Raw genomic sequence first — 26,740 nt, forward strand, 5'->3', positions numbered from 1 at the left:
GCGCGTGCCTGTACGCCGGTCGGGGCCGGCTGCGTCGGCCGGCCGAGGACGAGCGCGTGCCGGTACGCCGGTCGGGGCCGGCTGCGTCGGCCGGCCGAGGACGAGCGCGTGCCGGTACGCCGGTCGGGCCCGGGTGCGTCGGCCGGCCGAGGGCGAGCGCGTGCCGGTACGCCGGTCGGGGCCGGTACCGGGGCGCGGGTGCGCGCGGGGAGCACCGGACAGGGACTTCCCGCGGGCCCGTGGTTCCCGCCGGGCACCTGTGCCCCGGTCCCGGGCCGGCGGGCGGCCTGGGCCGGTGCACCGTGGCAGGCGGTCAGGCCGCGCTGCTGTCCGGCATGAAGACCGAGCGCAGCAGGCGGTCAAGAGGGTCGTCGGCCTGTGAGGCCAGCCGCAGGGTCATCGCGTGCTGCACGCCGCGCGGCCAGACGGGGCGGCGGCTGAGCAGCTCGTTGCGGGCACCGACCACGGCGAGGAGCGGAGCGTCCGGACACTCGGCGCACAGCTGCTCCACCGTGTCGAGCAGCGTGTCGTCGGCCTGGTGCAGGCTGTCCCAGACCAGTACCAGAGGCATCCTGCGGGCCGCCTCGGCCATGAAACGGCGCCAGGCACGCAGCACCAGCCACGGCTCCGCGCCACCCCGGACCGGGGCGACCAGCGGCCGCAGGAGCGGAAGCAGCTCCGCCGCGCAGTCGGGGTCGGTCACTTCACGAACCGCCGTGGTCAGCTTGAGCCGGGCGGGCCCGGGGCCGTCCTGGCAGGTGATGCCGCAGTAGTCGGCGAGCATCCCGGCCGGGACGGACAGCACGTCGTCGGCTTTCGGGACGTTGCCGGTCAGCACGCGCACCGGGTCCGGCCCGGAGCCCACGACGCGGCGGTGGAACTCCTTCAGCAGCCGGATGCGGCCGGCGTCGGAGTGATCGAGGACGGTGATCAGATGCGGGGCGGAGTGCTGCCGGACCCGGCCCAGGAACCCGGTCATCAAGCCCAGTTCCGGCTCACGGTCCAGGCACGGGCCGTCACCGTCCGCCGCCGGTTCCGCCGCGCGCACCTGCCACGCCGGGTCGCTGGCCGACCGACGGTGGTAGCCGATGGCGTCCTCGGTCCGGCGGCGCGTCTCGTCGCACACGTGGACCTCGCCGGGCGGGGTGCGATCCAGCATCGCCTGGCACATGTCGATCAGGCCGCCGGCGATCCATGGTCGGCCGTTGCCCGCCGCGGAGGGCCATTGGCACACGTACGCCGTTCCCGTCGTCACGGCCGCGCACACCGACAGACCCCTGATGACCGGGGTCGGCGAGGCGGGGAGGTTGAGGCAGTCGCGGATCGCGATGCCGGCCCGTACGGCCCGTTCCGCGCAGTCGCCGCTGTCCGGGCCGTCCTCGAACACTCCGAGCAGCACGGACCCGACCGACGTCGTCGCGCAGCCGCCCGACTTCTCGATCTCCTCGCGGGCCAGCTCGCACACGGTGTCCAGCACGCGGTCGATGTCCCCGCCCTGCAGGTCGTCGAACTCCGCGCCCAGCCCGAAGCGGAGCATGAGCACGCCGGCGGGGCCGTAGGCGCCGTGGCCGTGACCGGAACGGGGGACGCCGCTGTCCGGCCCCGGGCGATGGCCGGGGCCGCCGGGTATTCGCGGGCCGTGCGGCACGAGAGCGGCGTCTTCGCGCCCGGGTGCGGCTCCGGCGCCGGACGCGGAACCCGGCGCGGAGCCGGGTGTGGCCCGGTGCGGCGGTGCGGGGGTGGCCCGGTGCGGCGGTGCGGGTGGGTCGAGCCGGCTGTCCTGGGCGAGGATGTCCTGCTGGAGCTGCTGGATCTCGCGGCCCGGCTCCAGACCGAGGCCCTCGACCAGGGCGCTGCGGATGCGGGCGTAGGCGTCCAGCGCGTCGGCCTGGCGGCCGCACCGGTACAGGGCGAGCATCAGCTGGTGGGAGGCACGCTCTCGTAGCGGCTCCGCCTGGACGAACGCGTCCAGGTCGCTCAGTACGGACAGGTGCTCACCGCACAGGAGTTCGCCTTCGAAGCGGTCTTCCATGACGTCGAGCCGCTGCTGCTCCAGAGCGGTCAGCTCCGGCCACGCCGTGCCCTCCTCGACGAGGTCGGAGAGGGCGGGGCCGTGCCACAGGGCCAGCGCGTCGCGCAGTGCCTCGCGGGCACGTGCCGCGTCGCCGCTCAGCAGCGCCGTCCGGCCCTGCCGCGCCAGCCGCTCGAAGCGCATGAGATCGACCCGCTCGGGTGGCACCCGCACCATGTATCCGGGCGCCTGGGTGAGCAGTTCGGGCGCTTCCTGCTCGCCCGGCGACGCGGCCAGGGTGCGCCTCAGCCGCCAGATCGCGTTTTGAAGGATCTTGCGGGCCGTGCCCGGCACCCGGCCCGTGGGCCACACCGCGGACAGCAGGCGCCGGGTGGGAACGACCTCGTTGGCGTGCAGTAGCAGATAGGCCAGGGCGGCCCGTTGTCTGGTGCCGCCGAGCGGCACCAGGCCTGTCTCGCTCTCCATTTCCAGCGGTCCCAGAAGCCGGAACTCCATGATGTCTCCCCCCGTTTCCCGGCCCCGTCGCCCCCGACCCCAGTCGGCGGATTCGCGAGCCGGTCTCTGTCTCAAAGGACGGTATCGCCGGTGCCGTTCTGACGGACGCGAATATGTCGGTGGCCGAGCCGCGGGCCGGAGCCGCTCCGGCACGGCGGATCAGGGTGCCGCGGCTCCCGCCAGACGCTCGCCGTCCCCGTCGCGCAGGAGCCGGCAGACATCCCGCAATCCGGTTCCGAGGCGGTCGATGTGCTCGTCCGGCAACTCGACCGACGGCTCGAAGCGCAGGGTGTTGACCGCACTGGCGGTCGGGAACGTACGTACCCGGTGCTCCCGCAGCAGACGGCCGGCCAGGAAGTAGCCGAACAGGCCGCTGTCCGCGAGCGCACGCACCGACGCCGACGCGGATCCCGACTGGTCGTGGAACTCCAGGCCGAGCAGCAGCCCCCGTCCGCGGACTTCCTTGACCTGCTCGGGGAAGTCGGCGTGGACCGACTCCAGCATCGCGCGCAGTGCCGCACCGCGCTCGGTGGCCCGCCGGTACCTGGCGCCGTCGTCCGCCTCCAGCAGTTCCAGCACCTTCAGGGCGATCCCGCAGGAGAAGCTGTCCTTGGCGAAGGTCGAGCTGTGCACGATCTCGAAGTCCCGCCGGTAGCGGGTCTGCCGCACCAGCATCACCGACGCTTTGGCGATCCCGCCGCCGAGCGTCTTGGCCAGGACGTAGTAGTCACCCCTCAGGCCCAGCTGTGAAGAGGCCAGCAGGGTGCCGGTACGGCCCATGCCGCTCTGGATCTCGTCGACGACGACCGGGCAGTCGATCTCCTCGCAGAAGCGCTGGATCGCCTCGGCGAAGGCGGGGTCCAGGACGTGGATGCCGCCCTCGCCCTGAATCGGCTCGACGAGGAAGGCGCAGAACACGGGGAACTCGCGTTCCACGACGTCGACCCGACCGTCCGACACGGTCGGTACACGCACCACACCGCGGTCGCGCGCGTAGATCTCCTTCAGCGTCTCGGGCCGGTCCCGCGGCACGAACCGTGCCTGTGCGGCCAGGGCCCGGAACGGAGCGCGGTAGCCCTCGTTGTGGGTGAGCTGCACGCTCATGCCGAGCTTGCCGTGGAAGCCGCCCTCCAGCGCCAGGAACAGCGGCGGCCGGTCCAGCCGGGCCGCGTTGTCCTGGTCGAGCTGTTCCACCAGGGCCTCCAGGGCGGCGACCGGGTCCGCGTCGGCCGCGATGCCGTGGCGCGTACGCACACCGTCCGGGACGGCGGCGGTACCCGCGGCCACGGCGGACCGGGCCGCCTCGGTGGCCTGCTCCAGTTCCTCGCGGAGCGAGGCGATCCGCATGACGCGGTCCAGTTCCGCGTGTTTCACGGCCGCCTCCACGGCCTCCGCCCCGCTGTTGCCGAAGATCGCGAAGTACGGTTCCGTGGTGCGCAGTTCGCGGTGCACGATCCGGTTCAGCGCGGCCGCGAGGTCGTTGGCGTACGGGTGCCGGGAGAACTGCGCGTGCACCGGGGTCCCCGCGTCCAGCAGGTCGTGGGCACGGCGCACGATGTCCGGCTGACTGTGGCCGAGCAGCACGGAGCCGTAGCCGCCGGCGAAGTCGGCGACCGAAATCTCGCCACCGTCCTCGTCGCGCCGGTACAGCGTGTTGCCCTCGGCACGCACGTACTCGACGGCCAGCCCCGCCATGCCCAGCACTTCGCGCAGGTACGGTTCGGCGAGTTCCGGCGCGTCGGCTTCCGAGTTCTTGGTGTCCATGCGCTCAGATTGCGCCATTCCGGTCAGCGGCCGGTCACTGGCGGTTCTTCGCTCCCGCTCGGCGCGCCGGTGCCGGGCCCGCGCGCGGAGGGGCGGGAGCGGGCGATTACCGGTGGATGAGAAGTCGTCGGAAAAGCCGGAGGTACGTTGACGAATACGGGCCCCCGGTCGCCATTCCTCGGGCGATGCCGTGGCCTGTGCGTGCCTCACGAAACACCGCGACAAAGACCCGAAACGGATCGGAGAATACGGAATGAATTCCGCGCCCGCCGGCCTCGGCCCCGCCACCTGCCCGCCCGCGCACGACGAGGTGACCCCGTCGGTGCTGCGCGCCGTGGTGTCGCGTTTCGCGACCGGGGTCACGGTCATCACCGTGGGCGGACCGGAGCCGCACGCGATGACGGCGAACGCCTTCAGTTCGGTGTCCCTGGAGCCGCCGTCGGTGCTCTGCAGCGTGGGGCACGGCGCGGTGATGCACGGCGCCCTGAGCTCCGCCGGACGGTTCGCCGTCAACATACTCGGCGCTGACCAGGAGAAACTGGCCAGGCACTTCGCCAACAAGGACCGCACCCTGGGCGCCGCCCAGTTCGAGGGCATCCACTGGACGCCGGGCGACCGGACCGGTGCTCCGCTGCTGGGCGGCTCGCTCGCCTGGCTGGAGTGCGAGTTGACGGCCGCGCACGCCTTCGGCGACCACACGGTCTTCATCGGCACGGTGGTCGGCGCCGGCCGGTTCACCGAGGGCCGCGGACTGCTCTTCGTCGACGGCCGGTTCGGCAGGCCGGAAAGCGACGCCGCCTGACGGAAGCGGCACCGGACCGGAACGCCGTCCTGGCACCACGTTTCCGGGTAAAGTCCCGCCGGTCTTTCCGTGGTCCGCGGATGACCGGGCCGTGACCGCCCGATTCCGTGACCGTGAACGGTTCGTTCTCCGGCCCTGTTTACATGAGCCGTCAATAATCCCGACGTTCTTGGAACGGAGTCGTCCATGGCGGACAAGGACCCTTCATCGGTGACGGTCATCGGGCTCGGCCTGATGGGCCAGGCACTGGCCGCCGAGTTCCTGAAGGGAGGACACCGGACCACGGTGTGGAACCGGTCGGCCGACAAGGCGGCGGACCTCGTGTCCCGAGGGGCGGTGCTCGCGAAAACCCCGGCCGACGCCGTGACGGCCGCCGACCTGGTCGTCGTCTGCGTGTCGGACAACGACGCGCTGCACGCCGTACTGGACCCGGTGACCGACCTGCTGCGGGGCCGCGTCGTGGCCAACCTGACGTCCGGCTCGTCGGACCAGGCACGGGCCAACGCGACGTGGGCCGAGGAGCTGGGCTTCGGCTACCTGGCCGGCGCCATCATGACGGTGCCGGCCATGGTCGGCGCGCCGGACTCGGTGTTCTTCTACGCCGGGCCCCAGGAGGCCTACGAAAAGCACAGCGCCGTACTGCGGCTCCTCGGCGGCGGCACCACCCATCTCGGCGAGGACCACGCCCTGGCCCCGCTGTACGACGTCTCGCTGCTCGGCATGATGTGGGGGACGCTCAACAGCTTCCTGCAGGGCGCCGCCCTCCTGTCCACTGCCGGCGTCAAGGCGGCGGAGTTCCTTCCCTGGGCGACCAAGTGGGTCGACGCCGTCAAGGTGTTCGCCACGGACTACGCCGGCCAGATCGATGCCGGGGACGGCGAGTACCCCGCCCGGGACGCGACGATGGAGGTCCACTTCGGGGCGCTCAAGCACCTGCTGCACGAGAGCGAGGCGCAGGGCGTCAACGCCGAACTGCCGCACTTCGTCCACGGGCTGATGGAGCGCACCATCGCGCGTGGCTTCGAACAGAACAGCTACGCCGCGATGACCGAGCTGTTCCGCACCCCGGAGAAGTAGGCGGCCGCACGCGAATACGCGTCACGGGCCCGGACCGCGGGAAGACGGTCCGGGCCCGTCGGGCTGCCCGGCGAAGCCGCCGCGTGCCAGGGCCACGCATGCCGGTGCCCGGGGTGCCGCCGGCACCCCGGGCCCGTGGGGGCCGCCGCACCGGCCCCGCTCGTGGCGGCTCGGGAGAGGGGCCCGAGCCGGGGATCAGAGGAAGTACGTGCCCGGCTCCAGGTCCATCAGCACCCGGCCCTGCACCTCCAGGTTGGCGCCGAGCTGAACCAGGGCGTGCAGGGAGAGGCCCTGGATGTCGCGGTGGAAGCGCTGCAGATCCACGTCGGTGCGGATGACCGAGCCGCCGCTCGCCGCGTACAGCAGCTCGACGGCCTCCTTGCACACCTGGCCCGCGTAGGCGGTCTGGCCGCGGATGACGGCCTTCTCCTGGTCGGTGGGCTGCTCGCCGGCGTCGGCCCGCTGTTGCAGCACCTGCTGCCAGTGCTCGGAGAGCGCCCGGGCGGACTCGATCTTGTTGGCGGCGAGGGCCACCTGCTGCTGGGTGACCGGGTGCTGCCGCTGGTCGGTCCAGTCCGTGTAGGTGATGCCCCGCCCCGGCACCCGCTCCAGGAACAGCTCGTACGCGCCCTGGGCGATGCCGGTGAGGGTGGCGGCGACGGTGGAGAGGATGTAGCCGAGCAGACCGTAGTTGCGTCCCGTCGCCCCGGTGTTGGAGCGATCGCCGGTGGCGCTGACCATCGCCTCCTCCAGCGGCACCGTGCGGTGGGCCGGCACGAACAGGTCCGTGGCCGTCACGGTGCAGCTGCCGGTTCCCGCGCCGGACGAGACGTGCCAGTCGTCGGCCATGGTGAGTTCCGCGGCCGGCACCAGCGCGACCAGCTCCTGGTGCGAGCCGTCCGGCAGTTCCACCTCGGCGGCCAGCAGGTCCCAGTCGGCGCCGCGGACACCGGAGTTGAAGCGCCAGGTGCCGTCCAGGCGGTAGCCGCCGTCCACCGGCTTCAGGGTGCCGGTCGGGGCGAAGACGATCGACACCCGGGTGGAGCCGCCGGCGAAGACCTCCTCCTGGGTCCGGTCGGGGTAGAGGCTGACGCACCAGGCACTGGTCAGCCACACCATGGTGAGCCAGCCGGTGGACGGGCAGCCGCGGGCGACCTCGGAGACGATCCGCGCCTGCTGGGCCACGTCCAGGTCGAGTCCCCCGAACCGCCGCGGAACCGCGGCCCGGAACACCCCGGCCTTCTCCAGAAGCTGGATGTTCTCCTCGAGGATCCAACGCCGCTGCTCGCTCTCCGGCCCGTTGCGGCGCAGGACCGGCACGGTGGTGCGTACCCCGTCGAGAACGGAGGCGAGTTCTTCTTCGGTGGTCATGGGTCTTCTCCTCGTCACACGGGATCGGGCTCTGCTGTTTCACGTTATGGGGTGTGATTCCCGTGCCGGGAAATTCCCGTCCTCTCTCCGGTAATCGCGCGGCAGCGCGGTGCGCGGGATTCGGTGTGGGGTATTACCCGGCGGTGACCGCATGATGACCGGAGAGTGGGCGAGCGGTTCCCGTCGGGTCTGGAAAGGCGGTCGGGGGCTGGCAGGATGAGTTATATGAACCATGCTTGGGACGAACTTGTTTCGGCCGCCGCGCAGGACGGCGCGGCCCTTCTGGAGAAATGCGCCGGGGACTGGTCCCGGCCTGCGGGCGAACTGACGTGGAGCAGCCTGGAGACGGTCGATCACCTGTCCCAGGCGGTCGTCGGATACGCCGCCCTGCTTGTCGCCCGGCCCACCGACCGGTACGTCGCGCTGCGGCTCGCGATGGACCCGTCCGCGCCCGCGGACCAGATCGCGGAGAGCGTCCGCGTCGGCGGCACCCTGCTCGCCCAGACCCTGCGCGTGACCGAGGCCGACGCCCGTGCCTTCCACCCCTGGGGCATGGGAGACCCCGCCGCGTTCGCCGCGGCCGGTGTGCTCGAACTGCTCGTCCACAGCCGCGACATCGCCCAGGGCTTCGGCATCGAGGCGAGTCTCGACGACGACCTGTGCGCACCGGTCGTGGAGCGGCTCTTCCCCGCGGCACCGACCGGTCACCGACCCTCGGACACACTCCTGTGGTGCGCAGGCCGCGCGGCGCTGCCCGGCCTGCCCCGCCGGACTGACTGGCGCTGGTACGGCGACGTGCGCTGATACGCCCGTCTCCGCCCGGCACGGCGGCGCCCCCCTGGAGCAGCTCGTCCAGGGGGGCGCCCGTACACCGTCGGGAGGCAGCGGCTACTCGGCCGCCACCAGACCGGTGGCGGCCACCGGGCGGTCGATCGCCATCAGCCAGCGGCCGTCGTCGCCGCGGCGCAGGACGTCCGTGCAGACGCCCTCCAGGTGCACGGGTTCACCGTCCTTGCCGGTGGTGTCGATGCTGTACTCGACGCCGATCAGGGCCACGTCGCCGGCGACATAGGCGTGCGTGACCTCCGCCTTGAGCGAGGGCTTGGCGGCCAGGAACTCCTTGAAGAACGCCAGCCGGGCCGCGCCGGTGAGCGGCTCACCGGAGAAGTTGGAAACGGAGTTCTCGCGGTACAGGCTGTCGAATATCGCGCCGTCGCCGGTGTTGAACGCCTGCAGGAAGACCTCGTTCTGGGTGTCGGTGTCGTCGGTGAGGTCCGGGTTCTTCGGGTCGAAGTCGGTGCTGAAGTCGTAGGCCATGGTGGACCGGCCCGCCTTTCTGTGAAGGTGACTGGAACGGGAAGGGACGTGAAGTTCGGTTCCTGACCGGTGTCGCCGGCCGGGCGGCTTCCGCTACTCCAGGCCGAGCGACTGCCGGGCAGCGCGCAGCCCCGACTCGACCGCGCCGTCGAGGAAGCCCGACCATCCGTTGGCCAGGTCGCCGCTGGCGAACGCGACCCGGCCGCTGGGCGCGAGGGCCTGCGGGTAGAGCGAGGTGAGCTGCCGGGGCTTGCGGAAGGCCCAGCCCCCGCGCGCGTACGGGTCCCTGCCCCAGTCGTGCGCGCGCAGACCGATGATGTCGAGCTCCGCACCCAACCGGCGCACGGCGTCGGTCACCTGGGCGCGGTCGGTCGGGTCCAGGTTCGGATCGGTGCTGAAGGCCACGTACACGAGGCCTTCGGAGGTCTCCTTGAAGGGCATCATCATCGGGATCGGTGCGGCGCCCTCGGCGCCCTGCCCGTAGAACCGGCCCGCGCCGGCCCGGGCGTGGATGTAGATCTTGAGTGCGGAGGGGACCGCGATGCCCTGGTCGGCGGCCGCGGTGTGGGCCGCGGGCAGCGCCGGCGAGAACCTGATCGTGGGCCAGACGTTGACCGGCACGGCCACGATCGCCCTGGCCGCGCGGTAGCGGGCGCCGGAGCGCAGTGTCACGTACACCCGGGAGCCGGTGTCCGTCACCGAGGCGACGGGGGAGTTGAGCCGCAGCACCGGCCTGGCCTCGGCCAGCATGGCGGCGAGCAGCCCGTCCGTGCCGGGCGCCATCCGCCAGCGCTGGGTGTTGTTCCACCCCTCGTTGCTCCAGCCCGCGAGCGACCACCAGTGCGCCAGCATGGTGAAGGCGCCCGATGTGCTGGAACCGCCGGAGTAGACCGACGTCTGGCCGTTGACCAGCAGTTCCTCCTCGGCCGTCAGACCGAGCTGGTTCAGCCGGTCGCGCAGGGAGAGCCGGTCCAGGCTCTGCAGCAGATCCTCCCGGTACAGCGGTTCGAAAGGACGCTCGAAGTACGTGCGGGACCCGTCGAACAGCTTGTCCAGTACGGCGCCGATCCGGCCGAAGGCGTCGTCCGGGGTGTACTCGCGCGGGCCGCCCGGGGTCGGCAGGAGCACCCGGTCCACCGGACGCTCCTCCTCCAGCCCGATGCCGTACCGCTTGAGTTCGGCGCCGATGTGCGGCTGGGTGGCCTCGACCCAGGTGCCGCCCATCTCCACCCGGTGACCCGCGAAGCTGTCGGTGTAGGTGCGCCCGCCGACGCGGTCGCGGGCCTCCAGGACCAGTACCCGTCTGCCCCGGGCACGCAGCTCGCGGGCAGCCGTGATCCCCGCGTAACCCGCCCCGATCACGATGTCGTCGTACGCGGCCTCCTCGCCCACGAGGGCGTCGTCGGCGAAGGCCGGACCGGCCGCGAGCGCGGGCGCGGTGACCAGCGCGGCGGCTCCCGCGGCCCTGAGCACGGCACGGCGCGAGGGACGTCGCGGTGCTGTCTCCGGGGCAGTGGTGTCGTGTATGCGTTTCATGTCTTCCATCAGCAGTGTTCGAGGAACATGACAGGGCGTGGGGGGCGGCACGGGAACCGTGGCGGGGCGGGGCGCCGGGGCGGGTGGGGGCGGCCGGCGGGCTACTTCTGCCCGTACGGGTCGTCGACCGCGTACCGCCAGATGCCGTCGGTGCCGAGTCGCAGGACGTCGACGCCGATGCCCTCCAGGCGCTCCGGCCGGCCGTCGTCGTCGATGGTCTCGATGACCCAGTCGACGATCAGCAGGGCGGTGTCGTCGGCGATGAAGGCGTCCCGGGTGGACGTGGTGATCTTCGGCTTGCGGGCCAGGAACGCCCGCTGGGCGTCCCGCCGGGCCTGCCCGGTCAGCGGCTGGCCGGGCTCCCAGACGGCCACCGCGTCGTCGGTGTAGAAGGCGTCCATGGCTTCGAAGTCGCCGGCGTTGAACGCCTCGACGTATTGCGCGTTGTGCTTTTTCAGGTTCTCCAGCTGAGACATGGGAAGAGTCGACCTGCCTTTTCGGTAGTCGGCGTTCCGGGCCTTGTGTGATCGGCGTCCGGGGATATCCGGTACGAAACTATGCGGTGGCGTTCCGCAGGTCGTCCATCGGCCGGTAATCCGCCGGTCATGCCAGGTTCCGCCGGCTTCGGGGAAAACGGAATTACTCGTTCGAGGTCGATTGCTGAGGGTCGGGAGAGAACCCCCTGCATACTCTCGAACCGAGTTGCGGCCCTGACTCGGGATTTTCGTAAGTCTTGGCAATTCAGGCGGAAAGGCAGTCGAGCGCGATGACGAATCAGCACCGGATCGAATTTCCTGCGACGCGTGGAGGCGAAGCGGAGGCGATCGCAGTCGTCGGACTGTCCTGTCGCCTGCCCGGAGCCGACGGGCCCGAGACGTTCTGGGAGCTGCTGCGCGCCGGTGCGAGCGCCGTCACGGACGTCCCGGAGGACCGCTGGCAGTCCGCGACCGGCGAGCCGGCACCCGAGGACACCGTCCCCGGCATGCGGCGCGGCGGTTTCCTCGACCGCGTCGACACCTTCGACGCCGCCTTCTTCGGCATCGCCCCCCGCGAGGCCGTCACCATGGACCCGCAGCAGCGGCTCGTCCTGGAACTCGCCTGGGAGGCCCTCGAACACGGCGGCATCGTGCCCGCGACGCTGCGCGGCAGCCGCACGGCGGTCTTCGTCGGCACCCTGCGCGACGACTACGCGGCCCTCCTGTACCAGCACGGTGCGCGTGCCGTCACCCAGCACACCATGGCCGGCGTCAACCGCGGTGTCATCGCCAACCGGGTCTCCTACCACCTCGGACTGCACGGCCCCAGCCTCACCGTGGACTCCGCGCAGTCGTCCTCGCTCGTCGCCGTCCACCTCGCCTGCGAGTCGCTGCGCGCCGGGGAGGCCGACGCGGCGCTCGTCGCGGGCGTCAACCTCAACATCCTCGCCGAGGGCGCGGTGACCGAGGAGCGGTTCGGCGGCCTGTCCCCGGACGGCACCGCCTACACCTTCGACGCCCGGGCCAACGGGTTCGTCCGCGGCGAGGGCGGCGCGGCCGTCGTCCTCAAGCCGCTGTCCCGTGCCCGCGACGACGGCGACCAGGTCCTCGCCGTCATCCGCGGCAGCGCGGTCAACAACGACGGTGCCACGCCCGGCCTGACCGTCCCCGGCCAGGCGTCCCAGGAGCGGGTGCTGCGCGACGCGTACGAGAGGGCCGGTGTCGACCCGGCCCAGGTGCAGTACGTCGAACTGCACGGCACGGGGACCCCGGTCGGTGACCCGATCGAGGCCGCCGCCCTCGGCGCGGTGCTCGGCGCCGACCGGACCGGCGGACAGCCGCTGCGCGTGGGCTCGGTGAAGACCAACGTCGGCCACCTGGAGGGCGCCGCGGGCATCACCGGCCTGGTCAAGACAGTGCTCGCGATCAGCCGCCGCCGCCTGGTGCCGAGCCTGAACTTCGAGACGCCCAACCCGGCCATCCCGCTCGCCGGCCTCGGACTCGAGGTGCAGCGCGAGGCGACGGACTGGCCGGAGCCCGACCAGCCCCTGATCGCGGGCGTGTCCTCCTTCGGCATGGGCGGGACCAACGCCCACGTGGTGCTGGAGGAAGGCCCGCGGCACCCGGCCGGGGCCGCGCTCGGGGCTGCCGGTGGCGAACGGCCGGCGGCGCGGGAGGGCTCCGGGGCCGGTCTGCTGCCCTGGGTGGTGTCCGCCCGCGAGGAGAACGCCCTTCGCGACCAGGCGGCCCGCCTGCGGGACGCCCTCGGCGGTGACCCGGCGCCCGACCCGGTCGACGCGGGCTGGTCGCTCGCCACGACCCGCACCGTCTTCGCCCACCGCGCCGTCGTCCTCGCCGACGACCGCAGCGGCATGACCGCCGGACTCGACGCCCTGGCCACGGGCGGCAGCCGTGCGCACGTCGTCACCGGAACCGCCCGCCCCGGCCGCACGGCCCTGCTGTTCACCGGCCAGGGCGCGCAGCGCCCGGGCATGGGCCGCGAACTGCGGGCCGCCTTCCCGGAGTTCGCCGCGGCCTTCGACGAGGTGTGCGCCGCCTTGGACCCGCACCTCGACCGGCCGCTCACCGAGGTGATCGACACCGGTGAGGGCCTGGACGACACCGGGTACACCCAGCCCGCCCTGTTCGCCGTCGAGGTCGCCCTGCACCGGCTGATGACGTCCTGGGGCGTGCGCGCGGACCTGGTCGCCGGTCACTCGATCGGCGAGATCGCCGCCGCGCACGTCGCGGGCGTGCTCTCACTGCCCGACGCGGCCCGGCTGGTCGCCGCGCGCGGCCGGCTGATGCAGGCGCTGCCGGTGGGCGGGGCCATGGTCGCCGTCCAGGCCGCCGAGGACGAGGTGCTGCCCCTGATCGAGGATGCGGCGACCGTCGCGGTCGCGGCCGTCAACGGGCCCCGCTCGGTGGTGCTGTCCGGTGCCGAGAACGAGGTCACCCGGATCGCGGACCACCTCGCCGCCGAGGGTCGCCGCACCCGGCGGCTGGCCGTCTCGCACGCCTTCCACTCCCCGCTGATGGCGCCGATGCTGGAGGAGTTCCGCCGCGTCGCCGGGGAACTGACCTTCCACGAGCCCCGCATCCCCGCCGTGTCGACGGTGACCGGCGAGCCGGTCGCGGCCGGTCAGTGGACGTCCCCCGACTACTGGGTCGAGCAGGTGCGCCGCCCGGTGCGGTTCCTGGACGCCGTACGCACCCTGGAGGCCGAGGGCGCCACCACCCTGCTGGAGCTCGGCCCCGACGCCGTCTGCGCGACCATGGCCGCCGACTGCGTGCGCGACACCGGCACCACGGCGCCGGTCGCCCTGCTGCGCGCGGGGCGCCCCGAGCCGCGCACCGCGCTCGCCGCCCTCGCCGCCGCGTTCGTCCGTGGCACGGACGTCGACTGGGCGGCCGTCCACGCGCGGGCCGACGGGCGTCGCGTCCCGCTGCCCACCTATCCCTTCCAGCGGGAGCGCTACTGGATCGACGGCACGGCCCGCACGGCGACGCTCGCCGAGCCCACCCCCCAGGCCGCCCGCCCTCCGGTACGACGGACCGCGCCCGGCGCCGACACCACCGCCGTGGTCCTCGACCGGGTCGCGGCCGTCCTCGAGTACCCCGAAGGACGCCGGGTCGAGACGCACAGCACGTTCAAGGCCCTGGGTTTCGACTCGCTGATGTCGGTCGAGCTGCGCAACGAGCTGTCCGCCGCCACCGGTCTGAAGCTCTCCGGCGGCCTGCTGTTCGACCATCCGACCCCCGCCGCCCTGACCGAGCACCTGAACACCCTGCTGGGCGGAACCGAAGCGGAGGACGACGACCTCACGTCCGACGCTTCCCACGAGCCGATCGCGATCGTGGGCATGGCGTGCCGCTACCCCGGCGGGGTCTCCTCGCCCGAGGACCTGTGGCGGCTGGTGGCCGACGGTACGGACGCGGTCTCCGGCTTCCCCGACAACCGCGGCTGGGACCTGGACGCCCTGTACGACCCCGACACCGCGGCGAGCGGCCACAGCGCCGTCCGCGAGGGCGGATTCCTGCACGACGCCGCCCTCTTCGACAACGAGTTCTTCGGCATCTCGCCGCGCGAGGCGCTGGCCATGGACCCGCAGCAGCGCCTGCTGCTGGAGACCGCCTGGGAAGCCGTCGAACGGGCCGGCCTCGACGCGGCGGCCCTCAAGGGCACGCGCACCGGCGTCTTCGTCGGTGCCACCGCGCTGGAGTACGGGCCCCGCATGCACGAGGCACCCGACACCGTCGAGGGCCACGTGCTGACCGGCACCACGCCGAGCGTGCTGTCCGGCCGCATCGCCTACCACCTGGGCCTGATCGGCCCGGCGGTCACGGTGGACACGGCCTGCTCGTCCTCCCTGGTCGCCCTGGACCTGGCCGTCCGCTCGCTGCGCTCCGGTGAGACCACCCTCGCCCTGGCCGGCGGCGCGACGGTGATGTCGTCGCCCGGAATGTTCGTGGAGTTCTCGCGGCAGCGGGGGCTGGCGCCCGACGGCCGGTCGAAGTCGTTCGCGGCGGGTGCGGACGGTACGGGCTGGTCGGAGGGTGTGGGTCTGCTGTTGGTGGAGCGGTTGTCGGATGCGCGGCGCAACGGTCATCGGGTGTTGGCGGTGGTGCGGGGCAGTGCGGTGAATCAGGACGGGGCGAGTAATGGTCTGACGGCGCCGCATGGTCCGTCGCAGGAGCGGGTGGTGCGTCGGGCGTTGGCGGACGCGGGTCTGTCGGCGGCGGATGTGGATGTGGTGGAGGCGCACGGTACGGGGACGCGGCTGGGTGATCCGATCGAGGCGCAGGCGTTGCTGGCGACGTATGGGCAAGGCCGTGAGGTGCCGTTGTTCCTGGGGTCGTTGAAGTCGAATATCGGTCATGCGCAGGCGGCTGCGGGTGTCGGTGGTGTGATCAAGATGGTGGAGGCGATGCGGCATGGGGTGATGCCGCGGACGCTGCATGTGGACGAGCCGACGCCGATGGTCGACTGGGTCGGTGGTGCGGTGGAGTTGCTGACGGAGGAGCGGGAGTGGCCGGCGGCCGGCCGGCCGCGCCGGGCGGGTGTGTCGTCCTTCGGTATCAGTGGCACCAACGCCCACGTCGTCATCGAGGAACCCGAACCGGTGTCCGAACCCGGACCGGAGCCCCGGCCCGGTCCCGAACTCCCCGCCTTCACGGGCCCCTGGCTCCTCTCCGCCCACAGCCCCGAGGCCCTGGCCGCCCAGGCCGCACGGCTGCGCGGGTTCGCGGCCGGCGGGGACGCGCTGCCCGCCGACATCGGCTGGTCCCTGGCCGCCACGCGGACCGCGTTGCCCGCGCGGGCCGTCGTGACCGGTACGACGCCCGAAGCCCTGCTCGGCGGGCTCGACGCCCTCGCCGCCGGGGAGCAGTCGCCCGAGGTGCGCACCGGCAGCGCCGCCGGGGCGGGCCGGACGGCGTTCCTGTTCACCGGCCAGGGTGCCCAGCACCTGGGCATGGGCCGGGAGTTGTACGAGGCCTCCCCGGTGTTCGCCGCCGCCCTCGACGACGTCTGCGCCGCTCTCGACCCGCACCTCGAACACCCCCTGCGGGAGGTGATGTTCGCCGCCGAAGGCAGCCCCAAGGCCGGACTGCTGCACCGGACCGCCTACACCCAGCCCGCGCTGTTCGCGGTGGAAACGGCCCTGTTCCGACTCGCCGAACACCACGGCATGGCACCCGACCTGATGGCGGGCCACTCGATCGGCGAGATCACCGCAGCGCACGCGGCCGACGTGCTGAGTCTGCCCGACGCGGCCCGGCTGGTCGCCGCGCGCGGCCGGCTGATGCAGTCCGCGCGGGCGGGTGGCGCGATGGTCGCGATCGAGGCCGAGGAGGCCGAACTCGCCGCGGACCTGGAGGCGCTGAGCGGCCGGCTCGCACTGGCAGCCGTCAACGGTCCGTCCTCCGTCGTGGTCTCCGGTGACCAGGACGCCGCCGAGGAGCTCGCCGAGCGCTGGCGCGCCCGCGGACGCCGGACCAGGGCCCTCCAGGTGAGCCATGCCTTCCACTCGCCGCACATGGACGACGTCCTCGACGAGTTCCGCGCGGTCGCCGAGAACCTCACCCTCCGCGCACCGCGGATCCCGGTCGTCTCGACCGTGACGGGCGAACTCGCGACCCACGAGCAGCTCACCGCGCCCGGCTACTGGGCGGACCAGATCCGCCGGCCGGTCCGCTTCCTGGACGCGATCCGCGCTCTCGCCCGGCAGGGTGCCACCGTCTTCGTCGAGGCCGGCCCCGACGCGGTTCTGACCTCCCTCACCCGCGCGGCGCTCGGCGACACCGCGGCGGCCGTCCCCCTCATGCGGGCGGGCCACCCTGAGCCGGACACCCTCACCGCCGGACTGACGTCCGCCTGGATCCACGGCGCCCGCCTGGACGGCGGCACCCTTCACCCGGGCGGACGGCGCGTCGACCTGCCGACGTACGCCTTCCAGCGCGCCCCCTACTGGCTCGCGCCGCAGGCCCCCACCGACGCGCGCGGCCTCGGCCTCGACCCGGCCGGACACCCGCTGCTGCACACGGCGGTCGATCTCGCCGGACGGGACGACCTGCTGCTCACCGGGCGCTTCTCCAGCGACAGCCACCCCTGGCTGGCCGACCACGCCATCGGCGGCACCGTACTCCTGCCCGCCACCGCGTTCCTGGAACTGGCCCTGGCCGCGGGCGTCCGCGCCGGTGCCGACCGGGTCGACGAACTGACCCTGGAGGCCCCGCTGCTCCTGCCCGAGCACGCCGCAGTCCGCGTCCAGGTCGCCGTCACCGCCGCCGAGCCGTCCGGAACACGCGGCTTCACCATCCACGCCCGCCCCGACGACGGCACCGCCGACGCCGAGCCGTGGACCCGCCACGCCTCCGGCGTCCTCGCCACGGCCGCCGGCGCCGCCGAGACCGCCGTACCGGGCGCATGGCCCCCCGCCGAGGCGGTCGCCGAGCCGCTGGACGGGGTGTACGACCGACTGGCCGCCCTCGGGTACGAGTACGGACCGGTGTTCCAGGGACTGACCGCGCTGTGGCGCTCCGGCGACGAGCTGTACGCCGAGGTCGCCCTGCCCGCCGACCAGCACGCGGCGGCCGAACGCTTCGGCCTGCACCCCGCGCTGGCCGACGCACTGCTGCACCCGCTGGTGCTGGACGCCGCGGACGCCGGCGGGACGGCCGACGGCATCAGGCTGCCGTTCTCCTGGACCGGTACCCGCCTGCACGCGACCGGTGCCACCTCGCTGCGCGTCCGCATCGCCCCGGCCGGGACCGACACCTACACCCTGACCGCCGTCGACCCGGCCGGCGCGCTCGTGCTGTCCCTGGAGGCCCTCGCCCTGCGGCCCGTCACGGCCGACCGGCTCTCCGCGCCCGCCGCCCGCCGTACGGACGATCTGTACGACATGGAGTGGGTACCGGTCGGGGAAGCCGGGCCCACCGCGCCCGGGGCGCCGGACATCGTGGAGGTGACCGGACCCGAACTGCCGCAGGCGGACGTCCTCCTGGTGCGCGTCGAACACCTTGCCGCGGACACGCCGAGTACGCCGGACGGGCGCGGCGAACTGCCCGACGCCGCGCACCGCACGGCCACCGCCTTCCTGGAGCTGCTCCAGAGGTTCCTGGGCGACTCCCGCCTGGACGGCGCACGGCTCCTCGTCGTCAGCCGGGGCGCGGTCGCCGCCACCTCGGGCGAGGACGTGACGGCCCTGGACGCCGCGCCCCTGTGGGGACTGGCGCGCACCGCGCAGTCCGAGCACCCGGACCGGATCGTGCTGCTCGACACCGACACGGTGCTGGCCCACGAGGACCCGCGGCCGGCCGCGGCACTCGCTCTCGGCGAACCCCAACTGGTCCTACGGGACGGAGAGTTCCGCGCGCCACGGCTGGTCCGCGCCACGAGTGGCGGTCCGGCCCCGGCGTGGGGCGACGGGGCGGTGCTGATCACCGGCGGCACCGGCGGCCTCGGTGCCCTCTTCGCCCGGCATCTGGTGACCGTGCACGGGGTGCGGGAGCTGGTGCTGGTGAGTCGGCGGGGTGACCGGGCGCCCGGTGCTCGGGAGCTGGCCGCCGAGCTGGCGGAGCTGGGTGCCGAGTCGGTGATGGTGGAGGCGTGCGACGTCGCCGACCGGGGACAGCTCGCGGAGCTGGTGGGCCGGGTCGGTGCGCGCCTGTCGGGTGTGGTGCACACGGCGGGCGTGCTGGACGACGCGACGGTCGAGGGACTGACCGGTGAGCGGCTGGAGGGGGTGCTGCGTCCCAAGGCGGACGCCGCCTGGCACCTGCACGAACTCACCCGTGACCTCGGCCTGAGCGCCTTCGTCCTGTTCTCCTCGGTCTCCGGCCTGCTCGGTACGGCGGGACAGGCCAACTACGCCGCCGCCAACGCCTTCCTGGACGCTCTGGCCGCCCACCGCCGTGCCCTCGGCCTGCCCGCGCTCTCGCTGGCCTGGGGCCTGTGGGACGCCACGCACGGCATGGGCGGCACCCTCGGCGAGTCGGACCTGGCCCGCTGGACCCGGGCGGGCATCCGGCCGCTGACCCCGGACCGGGGCCTCGCGCTCTTCGACGCCGCGGCCGGCGACCACGCCCTGCGCGTTCCGGCCGCCGTCGACCCGGCCCTGCTGAGCGAGGCCGGAGCCGAGCCCGCGGCACTGCTGCGCGGCCTCGTCCGCACCAGGGCCCGGCGCGCCGCCACCACCACCGCCGCCGCGTCGAACGGCGGCGACTGGGCCGCACGGACGGCCGCGCTCCCCGAGGAGGAGCGCCGCGAAGCCGTACTCGACCTGGTGCGGGGCACGGTCGCGGGCGTCCTCGGCCACACCGACCCGCGGCGTCTGGACCCCAAGCGCGCCTTCAAGGAGATCGGCTTCGACTCGCTCGCCGGGGTGGAACTGCGCAACCGCCTGAACGCCGCCACCGGGCTGCGGCTGCCCGCCACGGTCGTCTTCGACCACCCCTCGCCCCAGGGCGTCGTGGACCTGGTGCTGTCCCGCCTGGCCCCCGCCACCGCCCCTGCCACCGCCACCGCCTTGGCTCCCGCCGCCGCCGTGGCCGGCGCCGGCGAGCCGGCGAGCCGGGCCGCCGCCGACGAGCCGATCGCGATCGTCGGCATGGCGTGCCGCTACCCCGGCGGGGTCTCCTCGCCCGAGGACCTGTGGCGGCTGGTGGCCGACGGTACGGACGCGGTCTCCGACTTCCCCGACAACCGCGGCTGGGACCTGGACGCCCTGTACGACCCGGACCCGGAACGCACCGGCACCTCCTACGTCCGGCACGGCGGATTCCTGCACGAGGCCGACCGGTTCGACCGCGAGTTCTTCGGGATCTCGCCGCGCGAGGCGACCGCGATGGACCCCCAGCACCGCCTGCTGCTGGAGACCGCGTGGGAGAGCTTCGAGAGCGCCGGGATCGACCCGACCGGGCTGCGTGGCTCGGGCACGGGGGTGTTCGTGGGCGCCATGTACGACGACTACGTCTCGCGGCTGGCCGCGAGCCCCGAGGAGTACGAGGGCTTCCTGCTCGCCGGCAACCTCTCCAGCGTGGTGTCCGGCCGGCTGTCGTACACCTACGGCTTCGAGGGCCCGGCGGTCACGGTCGACACGGCCTGCTCGTCCTCCCTGGTCGCGCTGCACCTGGCGGCGAACGCCCTGCGCAACGGCGAGTGCGACCTCGCCCTCGCCGGCGGGGTCACGGTCATGGCCGGACCGCACGTCTTCATCGAGTTCTCGCGGCAGCGGGGGCTGGCGCCCGACGGCCGGTCGAAGTCGTTCGCGGCGGGTGCGGACGGTACGGGCTGGTCGGAGGGTGTGGGTCTGCTGTTGGTGGAGCGGTTGTCGGATGCGCGGCGCAACGGTCATCGGGTGTTGGCGGTGGTGCGGGGCAGTGCGGTGAATCAGGACGGGGCGAGTAATGGTCTGACGGCGCCGCATGGTCCGTCGCAGGAGCGGGTGGTGCGTCGGGCGTTGGCGGACGCGGGTCTGTCGGCGGCGGATGTGGATGTGGTGGAGGCGCACGGTACGGGGACGCGGCTGGGTGATCCGATCGAGGCGCAGGCGTTGCTGGCGACGTACGGGCAAGGCCGTGAGGTGCCGTTGTTCCTGGGGTCGTTGAAGTCGAACATCGGGCATGCGCAGGCGGCTGCGGGTGTCGGTGGTGTGATCAAGATGGTGGAGGCGATGCGGCATGGGGTGATGCCGCGGACGCTGCATGTGGACGAGCCGACGCCGATGGTCGACTGGGCCGGTGGTGCGGTGGAGTTGCTGACGGAGGAGCGGGAGTGGCCGGCGGCCGGCCGGCCGCGCCGGGCGGGTGTGTCGTCCTTCGGTATCAGTGGCACCAACGCCCACGTCGTCATCGAGGAACCCGAACCGGTGTCCGAACCCGATCCGGAGCCCCGGCCCGGTCCCGAACTCCCCGCCTTCACGGGCCCCTGGCTCCTCTCCGCCCGCACCGAACCCGCCCTCGCGGCCCAGGCCGAACGGCTGCTCGCCCATCTGACCGCGCACCCCGAGACGGACCTCGCGGACGTCGGCCACTCCCTGGCCGCCACGCGGGCACTGCACGACCGGCGGGCGGTCGTCGTGGCCGGTGACCGTGCCGAACTGCTCGACGGGCTCGGCGCACTGGCCCGCGGCGAGAGCGGCGCCACGGTGCTGCGGGCCGCCCCCGGACAGCCCGGGAAGACGGCGTTCCTGCTGACCGGGCAGGGCTCGCAGCGACTCGGCATGGGCCGGGAGCTGTACGAGACCTCACCGGTGTTCGCCGCCGCCCTCGACGACGTCTGCGCCCACCTGGACCGCGAACTGGTCCGGCCGCTGAAGTCGGTGCTGTTCGCCCCCGAGGACTCCGCCGATTCGGCACTGCTCGACCAGACTGCGTTCACCCAGGCGGCGTTGTTCGCCGTGGAGACCGCCCTCTTCCGGCTCGCCGAGCACCACGGCCTCACCCCGGACTACCTGCTCGGACACTCCGTGGGCGAGGTCACCGCCGCTCATCTCTCGGGTGTCCTGGACCTGCCGGAGGCCGCCGTCCTGGTCGCCGAGCGCGGCCGGCTGATGCAGGCCGCCCGGGAGGGCGGCACCATGGCGGCGATCGAGGCGGCGGAGGACGAGGTGCGTGCGGCGCTCGAACCGTACGGCGGCCGGGTGGCCGTCGCCGGGGTCAACTCGCCGCGTGCCACGGTGGTCTCCGGTGACGCCGACACCGTCGACGAGGTCGCGGACCTCTTCCGGCGGCAGGGCGCCCGGACCAGGCGACTGCCGGTCAGCCACGCCTTCCACTCGCCGCACATGGACGAGATCCTCGACGAGTTCCGCGCCGTCGCCGCGGAACTCACCTACCGAGCGCCCCGCATCCCGATCGTCTCCAACCTCACCGGCGAGCTCGCCACGCCCGAAGAGCTGGCCTCGCCCGACTACTGGGCGCGGCACATCCGCGGCACGGTGCGCTTCCTGGACGGCGTACGACTGCTGGAGGACCGAGGTGTCACGGAGTGGCTGGAGCTGGGTCCGGACGGGATCCTGACCGCCCTGGTACAGCAGTCGCTGACCAGCGAGGCCGGCACCGTCACAGCCGCACTGCGCCGCGGCCGTCCCGAACCGCGGACGTTCGCCTCGGCGCTCGGCCTGCTCGCCGCCCGCGGGGCCGGGCCGCGCTGGGAGACGGTGTTCCCCGGAGCCCGGCCGACCACGCTGCCGACCTACGCCTTCCAGCGGCAGCGCTACTGGCTGGACGCCCCCGCGACCGTGGGCGACGCGGCCGGGTTCGGCCTGTCCGCCGCGGAGCATCCGCTGCTCGGCGCCGGCCTGCTCCTCGCCGACCGCGACGAGCACGTCCTCACCGGGCGGCTGTCACTGCACACCCACCCCTGGCTGGCCGACCACGCCGTGGCCGGCACCGTGCTGGTACCCGGCACCGGCCTGCTGGAGATCGCCCTGGCCGCCGGCGAACGCACCGGCGCCCCCGCGGTCGGTGAACTCACCCTCGCCGCACCACTGGCCGTGCCCGGCCGAGGCGCCCGTCAGCTTCAGGTGGCCGTGGGCGCCCCCGACGGCACCGGGGCACGTACCCTGCGGATCCACTCCCGTCCCGAAGACGGCCCGGCCGAGGACGAGTGGACGCTCCACGCCCACGGCACACTGCACGCGGAAGACGGGACACCGCAGACCGAGGCGGCCCTGACGGCCTGGCCACCGCCCGGCGCCACCGAGACCGACCTGGACGGCGCCTACGACCGACTGGCCGGCCAGGGGTACGCCTACGGCCCCGCCTTCCGCAATCTGCGCAGGCTGTGGACCTCGGGCGACGAGCTGTACGCGGAGGTTGCCCTGGACTCCGGTCAGCGGCCGCTCGCCGGACGGTTCGCGGTCCACCCGGCCCTCCTGGACGCCGCGCTGCACACGCTGCTGCCCGGCGTCGCCCAGGAGACCGGCGACCCGCTGCTGCCCTTCTCGTGGTCCGGCGTCTCCGTACGCGCCACCGGCGCCGCGGCCCTGCGGGTGCGGCTCACCCGCGCCGGCACCGACGGCGAGTCCCCGGTCGTCGCGCTGACCGTCGCCGACGAACAGGGCGCGACACTCGCGTCCGTCCGGGAGCTGACCCTGCGTCCGCTGCGGGCCGGCGCCCTGGACGGCGGAACGCGGCCGGACGGGCTGCTCCGGATCGACTGGACGCCGCTGACCGGCGCCGGGACGGACGGTGCGGCCGACGGCTGGGCGGTGCTCGGCGCCCAGGGAGCGGACGCCCTCGGCCTGCGGGCCTCAGTCACCTCGTACGCCGACGCCGCGGCCCTGACCCGTGCACTGGACGCGGGGACACCCGCGCCGACCGCGCTGATCGTGCCGTACCTCGCCGAACCGCGCCCCGGCGCCGCCGTGGCCGAGGACGCGCGCGCCGCAGCCCGGGCCGCCCTGGCGGACGTCCAGGCCTGGCTGTCCGACGACCGGCTCGCCGGCACCCGCCTCGTCGCCGTCACCCGCCGTGCCGTCGCCACCGCGCCGGACGAGGACGTGACCGACCTGGCGCACGCCCCGGTGTGGGGTCTGCTGCGCTCGGCCCAGTCCGAGCACCCGGGACGCGTCCAGCTCGTCGACACCGACGACCTCGGCCGGCTCGGCGCCGCGCTGACCGGCGCGGTGGCGAGCGGCGAACCGCAGTGCGCGGTGCGCGGCGGCGAACTCCTCGTGCCCCGGCTGGCCCGGACCGCGCCGACCGCCGACGAGCCGACCCCGGCGTGGGGCGACGGCGCGGTCCTGATCACCGGCGCCACCGGCACACTGGGCACCGTCCTGGCCCGGCATCTGGTGACCGTGCACGGGGTGCGGGAGCTGGTGCTGGTGAGCCGGCGGGGTGACCGGGCGCCCGGTGCTCGGGAGCTGGCCGCCGAGCTGGCGGAGCTGGGTGCCGAGTCGGTGATGGTGGAGGCGTGCGACGTCGCCGACCGGGGACAGCTCGCGGAGCTGGTGGACCGGGTCGGTGCGCGCCTGTCGGGTGTGGTGCACACGGCGGGCGTGCTGGACGACGCGACGGTCGAGGGACTGACCGGTGAGCGGCTGGACGGGGTGCTGCGCCCCAAGACGGACGCCGCCTGGCACCTGCACGAACTCACCCGTGACCTCGGCCTGAGCGCCTTCGTCCTCTACTCCTCCGTCGCCGGCCTGCTCGGTACGGCGGGACAGGCCAACTACGCCGCCGGGAACACGTTCCTGGACGCTCTCGCCGCCCACCGCCGTGCCCACGGCCTGCCCGCGCTCTCGCTGGCCTGGGGCCTGTGGGACCAGTCCAGCACCATCACCGGGCACCTCGCCGACACCGACCTGCGCCGGCTCGCCCGCTCCGGGCTGCTGCCGCTGGCCACCGACGACGCGATGGCCCTGTTCGACGCCGCACCCGCGGCCGGGGACAGCGTCCTCGCCGTCACCCGGCTCGACCTCCGCGCGCTGCGGGGACGCGGCGGTGAACAGGTCCCGGTGGTGCTGCACGGCCTTGTCCGGCCCCCGGCGAGGAAGCCCCGGGCGGCCTTGGGCACCGCCGGGCCGGACAGCGGGCCGACGCTGGCCGAACGGCTCGCGCCACTGTCCGCCGCCGAACGGGACCGGCTCCTCACCGACCTGGTACGGGCCAAGGCGGCCGCCGTGCTCGGCCACACCGACGCGGCGGCGATCGACGCCGACCGGCCGGTCCAGGAGCTGGGCTTCGACTCGCTGACCGCCGTGGAACTGCGCAACCAGCTCGGCACCGAGACCGGGCTGCGGCTGCCCACCACCCTGGTCTTCGACCAGCCCACGCCCAAGGCCATAGCCGCCTACCTCGCCGGGCAGCTCGTCGTCGAGGAGGCCACGCCCGACGAGGCCGTGCTCACCGAGCTGTCCCGGCTGCGGACCGTCATCGCGTCCGCCGCCGCGGACCCGGACGCCCACGGCCGGATCAGCGCTCGGCTGCGCGAACTCCTCGTCGCCGCCGACGCGGCGGCCGGCACCGGAGTCTTCGAGGAATCCGAGGACGACGACCTGGGCTCGGCGACGGACGAGGAACTCTTCGCCCTCGTGGACGAGCTGGACTGAACTGACCAGGTCCGTGGATCAGCACCCCAACCGAACCGAACTCACCAGCGAAAACAGGAGTTGACACACCATGGCGGGCGAGGAAAAGCTCCGCGACTATCTCAAGAAGGCCGTCGCCGATGCCCGTGAGGCACGCCGACAGCTGCGGGAGATGGAGGAAAGGCGTCACGAGCCCATCGCGATCGTCGGCATGGCCTGCCGCTATCCGGGAGGGGTCCGCTCGCCCGAGGACCTGTGGCGCCTGGTGATGGACGGTACGGACGCGGTCACCGGCTTCCCCGAGGACCGCGGCTGGGACCTGGACGCCCTGTACCACCCCGACCCCGACCACACCGGCACCTCGTACGGCCGTGAGGGGGGATTCCTGCACGAGGCCGACCGGTTCGACCCGGAGTTCTTCGGCATGTCGCACCGGGAGGCCGCCGCGATCGACCCGCAGCAGCGCCTGCTGCTGGAGACCGCGTGGGAGAGCTTCGAGAGCGCCGCGATCGACCCCGCCTCCCTGCGGGGCTCCCGCACCGGTGTGTTCACCGGGCTGATGTACAGCGACTACGGCTCGCGCCCCCACCTGCCGCCCGAGGATTTCGAGGGCTATCTGTTCAGTGGCAGCGCGGGCAGCATCGCGGCCGGCCGGCTGTCGTACACCTACGGCTTCGAGGGCCCGGCCGTCGCCGTGGACACGGCCTGCTCGTCCTCCCTGGTCGCGCTGCACCTGGCGGCGAACGCCCTGCGCAACGGCGAGTGCGACCTCGCTCTCGCCGGCGGGGCGACCGTGATGTCCACACCGGTCGCGTTCGTGGAGTTCTCCCGGTTGCGGGGGCTGGCGCCCGACGGCCGGTCGAAGTCGTTCGCGGCGGGTGCGGACGGTGTCGGCTGGTCGGAGGGTGTGGGTCTGCTGTTGGTGGAGCGGTTGTCGGATGCGCGGCGTCATGGTCATCGGGTGTTGGCGGTGGTGCGGGGCAGTGCGGTGAATCAGGACGGGGCGAGTAATGGTCTGACGGCGCCGCATGGTCCGTCGCAGGAGCGGGTGGTGCGTCGGGCGTTGGCGGACGCGGGTCTGTCGGCGGCGGATGTGGATGTGGTGGAGGCGCACGGTACGGGGACGCGGCTGGGTGATCCGATCGAGGCGCAGGCGTTGCTGGCGACGTATGGGCAAGGCCGTGAGGTGCCGTTGTTCCTGGGGTCGTTGAAGTCGAATATCGGGCATGCGCAGGCGGCTGCGGGTGTCGGTGGTGTGATCAAGATGGTGGAGGCGATGCGGCATGGGGTGATGCCGCGGACGCTGCATGTGGACGAGCCGACGCCGATGGTCGACTGGTCCGGTGGTGCGGTGGAGTTGCTGACGGAGGAGCGGGCGTGGCCGGCGGCCGGCCGGCCGCGGCGGGCGGGTGTGTCGTCCTTCGGCTTCGGCGGCACCAACGCCCACGTCATCGTGGAGGAGGCCCCGGCCGCGAGTCCCGCGGAGCCCGCGGACGAGACGGCTCCCGTGCCCGTCCCCGTGCTGCCCTGGGTGCTGTCCGGCCGTACACCCCGGGCCGTGGCGGCCCAGGCGGAGCGGCTGCTCGTCCACGTCGAACAGGACCCCGCCCTCGACCCGCTGGACGTCGCCTACACACTCGCCACCGGTCGCGCCGCGCTCGACCACCGTGCCGTGGCGGTCGGAACCGGCCGCGAGGCACTCCTCAAGAACCTGCGTGACCCGGAGACCCGTGCGGCGGGGGCTGGTGTGGGTGGTGTGGGGTTGGTGTTTTCGGGTCAGGGTGCGCAGCGGGCGGGGATGGGCCGTGAGTTGGCGGCGGTGTTTCCG

At 73.5% G+C, this 26,740-nt stretch carries 10 protein-coding genes and 1 pseudogene; 5 read left to right on the top strand and 6 right to left on the bottom strand.

Annotated features, from left to right (window positions below; genetic code table 11):
• Positions 1–313: 313 nt before the first annotated feature.
• Both ACFCZF_RS14125 and ACFCZF_RS14130 read right to left on the bottom strand, forming a co-directional pair.
• Positions 314–2,527 carry a BTAD domain-containing putative transcriptional regulator gene (locus tag ACFCZF_RS14125; protein WP_376671867.1) on the bottom strand — a complete coding sequence of 738 codons (2,214 nt, stop codon included), beginning with the start codon at positions 2,525–2,527 and terminating at the stop codon, positions 314–316.
• A 159-nt stretch (positions 2,528–2,686) separates the two neighbouring features.
• The gene (locus ACFCZF_RS14130; protein WP_376671868.1) at positions 2,687–4,291 is read right to left on the bottom strand and encodes an aspartate aminotransferase family protein; all 1,605 of its coding nucleotides are present in this window, start codon (positions 4,289–4,291) and stop codon (positions 2,687–2,689) included.
• A gap of 253 nt (positions 4,292–4,544) precedes the next feature.
• On the opposite strand from ACFCZF_RS14130, the gene ACFCZF_RS14135 reads away from it, so the two are divergent.
• On the top strand, positions 4,545–5,093 hold the full coding sequence (locus tag ACFCZF_RS14135) for a flavin reductase family protein (protein WP_376671869.1): 549 nt from the start codon (positions 4,545–4,547) through the stop codon (positions 5,091–5,093).
• Positions 5,094–5,279: 186 nt separating this feature from the next.
• Positions 5,280–6,170: an NAD(P)-dependent oxidoreductase gene (locus tag ACFCZF_RS14140; protein WP_376671870.1), complete on the top strand. Its 891-nt coding sequence runs from the start codon at positions 5,280–5,282 to the stop codon at positions 6,168–6,170.
• A gap of 195 nt (positions 6,171–6,365) precedes the next feature.
• On the opposite strand, the gene ACFCZF_RS14145 is transcribed toward ACFCZF_RS14140, so the two are convergent.
• A complete protein-coding gene (locus ACFCZF_RS14145; RefSeq protein ID WP_376671871.1) occupies positions 6,366–7,541 on the bottom strand; it encodes an acyl-CoA dehydrogenase family protein in 1,176 nt (391 codons plus the stop codon).
• A gap of 225 nt (positions 7,542–7,766) precedes the next feature.
• On the opposite strand from ACFCZF_RS14145, the gene ACFCZF_RS14150 reads away from it, so the two are divergent.
• On the top strand, positions 7,767–8,345 hold the full coding sequence (locus tag ACFCZF_RS14150) for a hypothetical protein (RefSeq protein WP_376671872.1): 579 nt from the start codon (positions 7,767–7,769) through the stop codon (positions 8,343–8,345).
• Positions 8,346–8,429: 84 nt separating this feature from the next.
• On the opposite strand, the gene ACFCZF_RS14155 is transcribed toward ACFCZF_RS14150, so the two are convergent.
• From ACFCZF_RS14155 to ACFCZF_RS14165, 3 genes are all read right to left on the bottom strand, one after another.
• Positions 8,430–8,858 carry a YybH family protein gene (locus tag ACFCZF_RS14155; RefSeq protein WP_376671873.1) on the bottom strand — a complete coding sequence of 143 codons (429 nt, stop codon included), beginning with the start codon at positions 8,856–8,858 and terminating at the stop codon, positions 8,430–8,432.
• A gap of 93 nt (positions 8,859–8,951) precedes the next feature.
• On the bottom strand, positions 8,952–10,394 hold the full coding sequence (locus tag ACFCZF_RS14160) for a flavin monoamine oxidase family protein (protein ID WP_376671874.1): 1,443 nt from the start codon (positions 10,392–10,394) through the stop codon (positions 8,952–8,954).
• A gap of 101 nt (positions 10,395–10,495) precedes the next feature.
• Entirely contained in the window at positions 10,496–10,870 is a 375-nt protein-coding gene (locus ACFCZF_RS14165) for a YybH family protein (RefSeq protein ID WP_376671875.1), read from the bottom strand.
• 290 nt (positions 10,871–11,160) lie between these two features.
• Between ACFCZF_RS14165 and ACFCZF_RS14170 the strand changes: the two genes are divergently transcribed.
• On the top strand, positions 11,161–24,933 hold the full coding sequence (locus ACFCZF_RS14170; protein ID WP_376671876.1) for an SDR family NAD(P)-dependent oxidoreductase: 13,773 nt from the start codon (positions 11,161–11,163) through the stop codon (positions 24,931–24,933).
• Between the two features lie 115 nt (positions 24,934–25,048).
• Positions 25,049–26,740 (top strand): annotated as a pseudogene (locus tag ACFCZF_RS14175) (type I polyketide synthase); the annotation flags it as partial.

This window comes from Streptomyces sp. NPDC056296 (assembly GCF_042268605.1).
GTDB lineage: Bacteria > Actinomycetota > Actinomycetes > Streptomycetales > Streptomycetaceae > Streptomyces.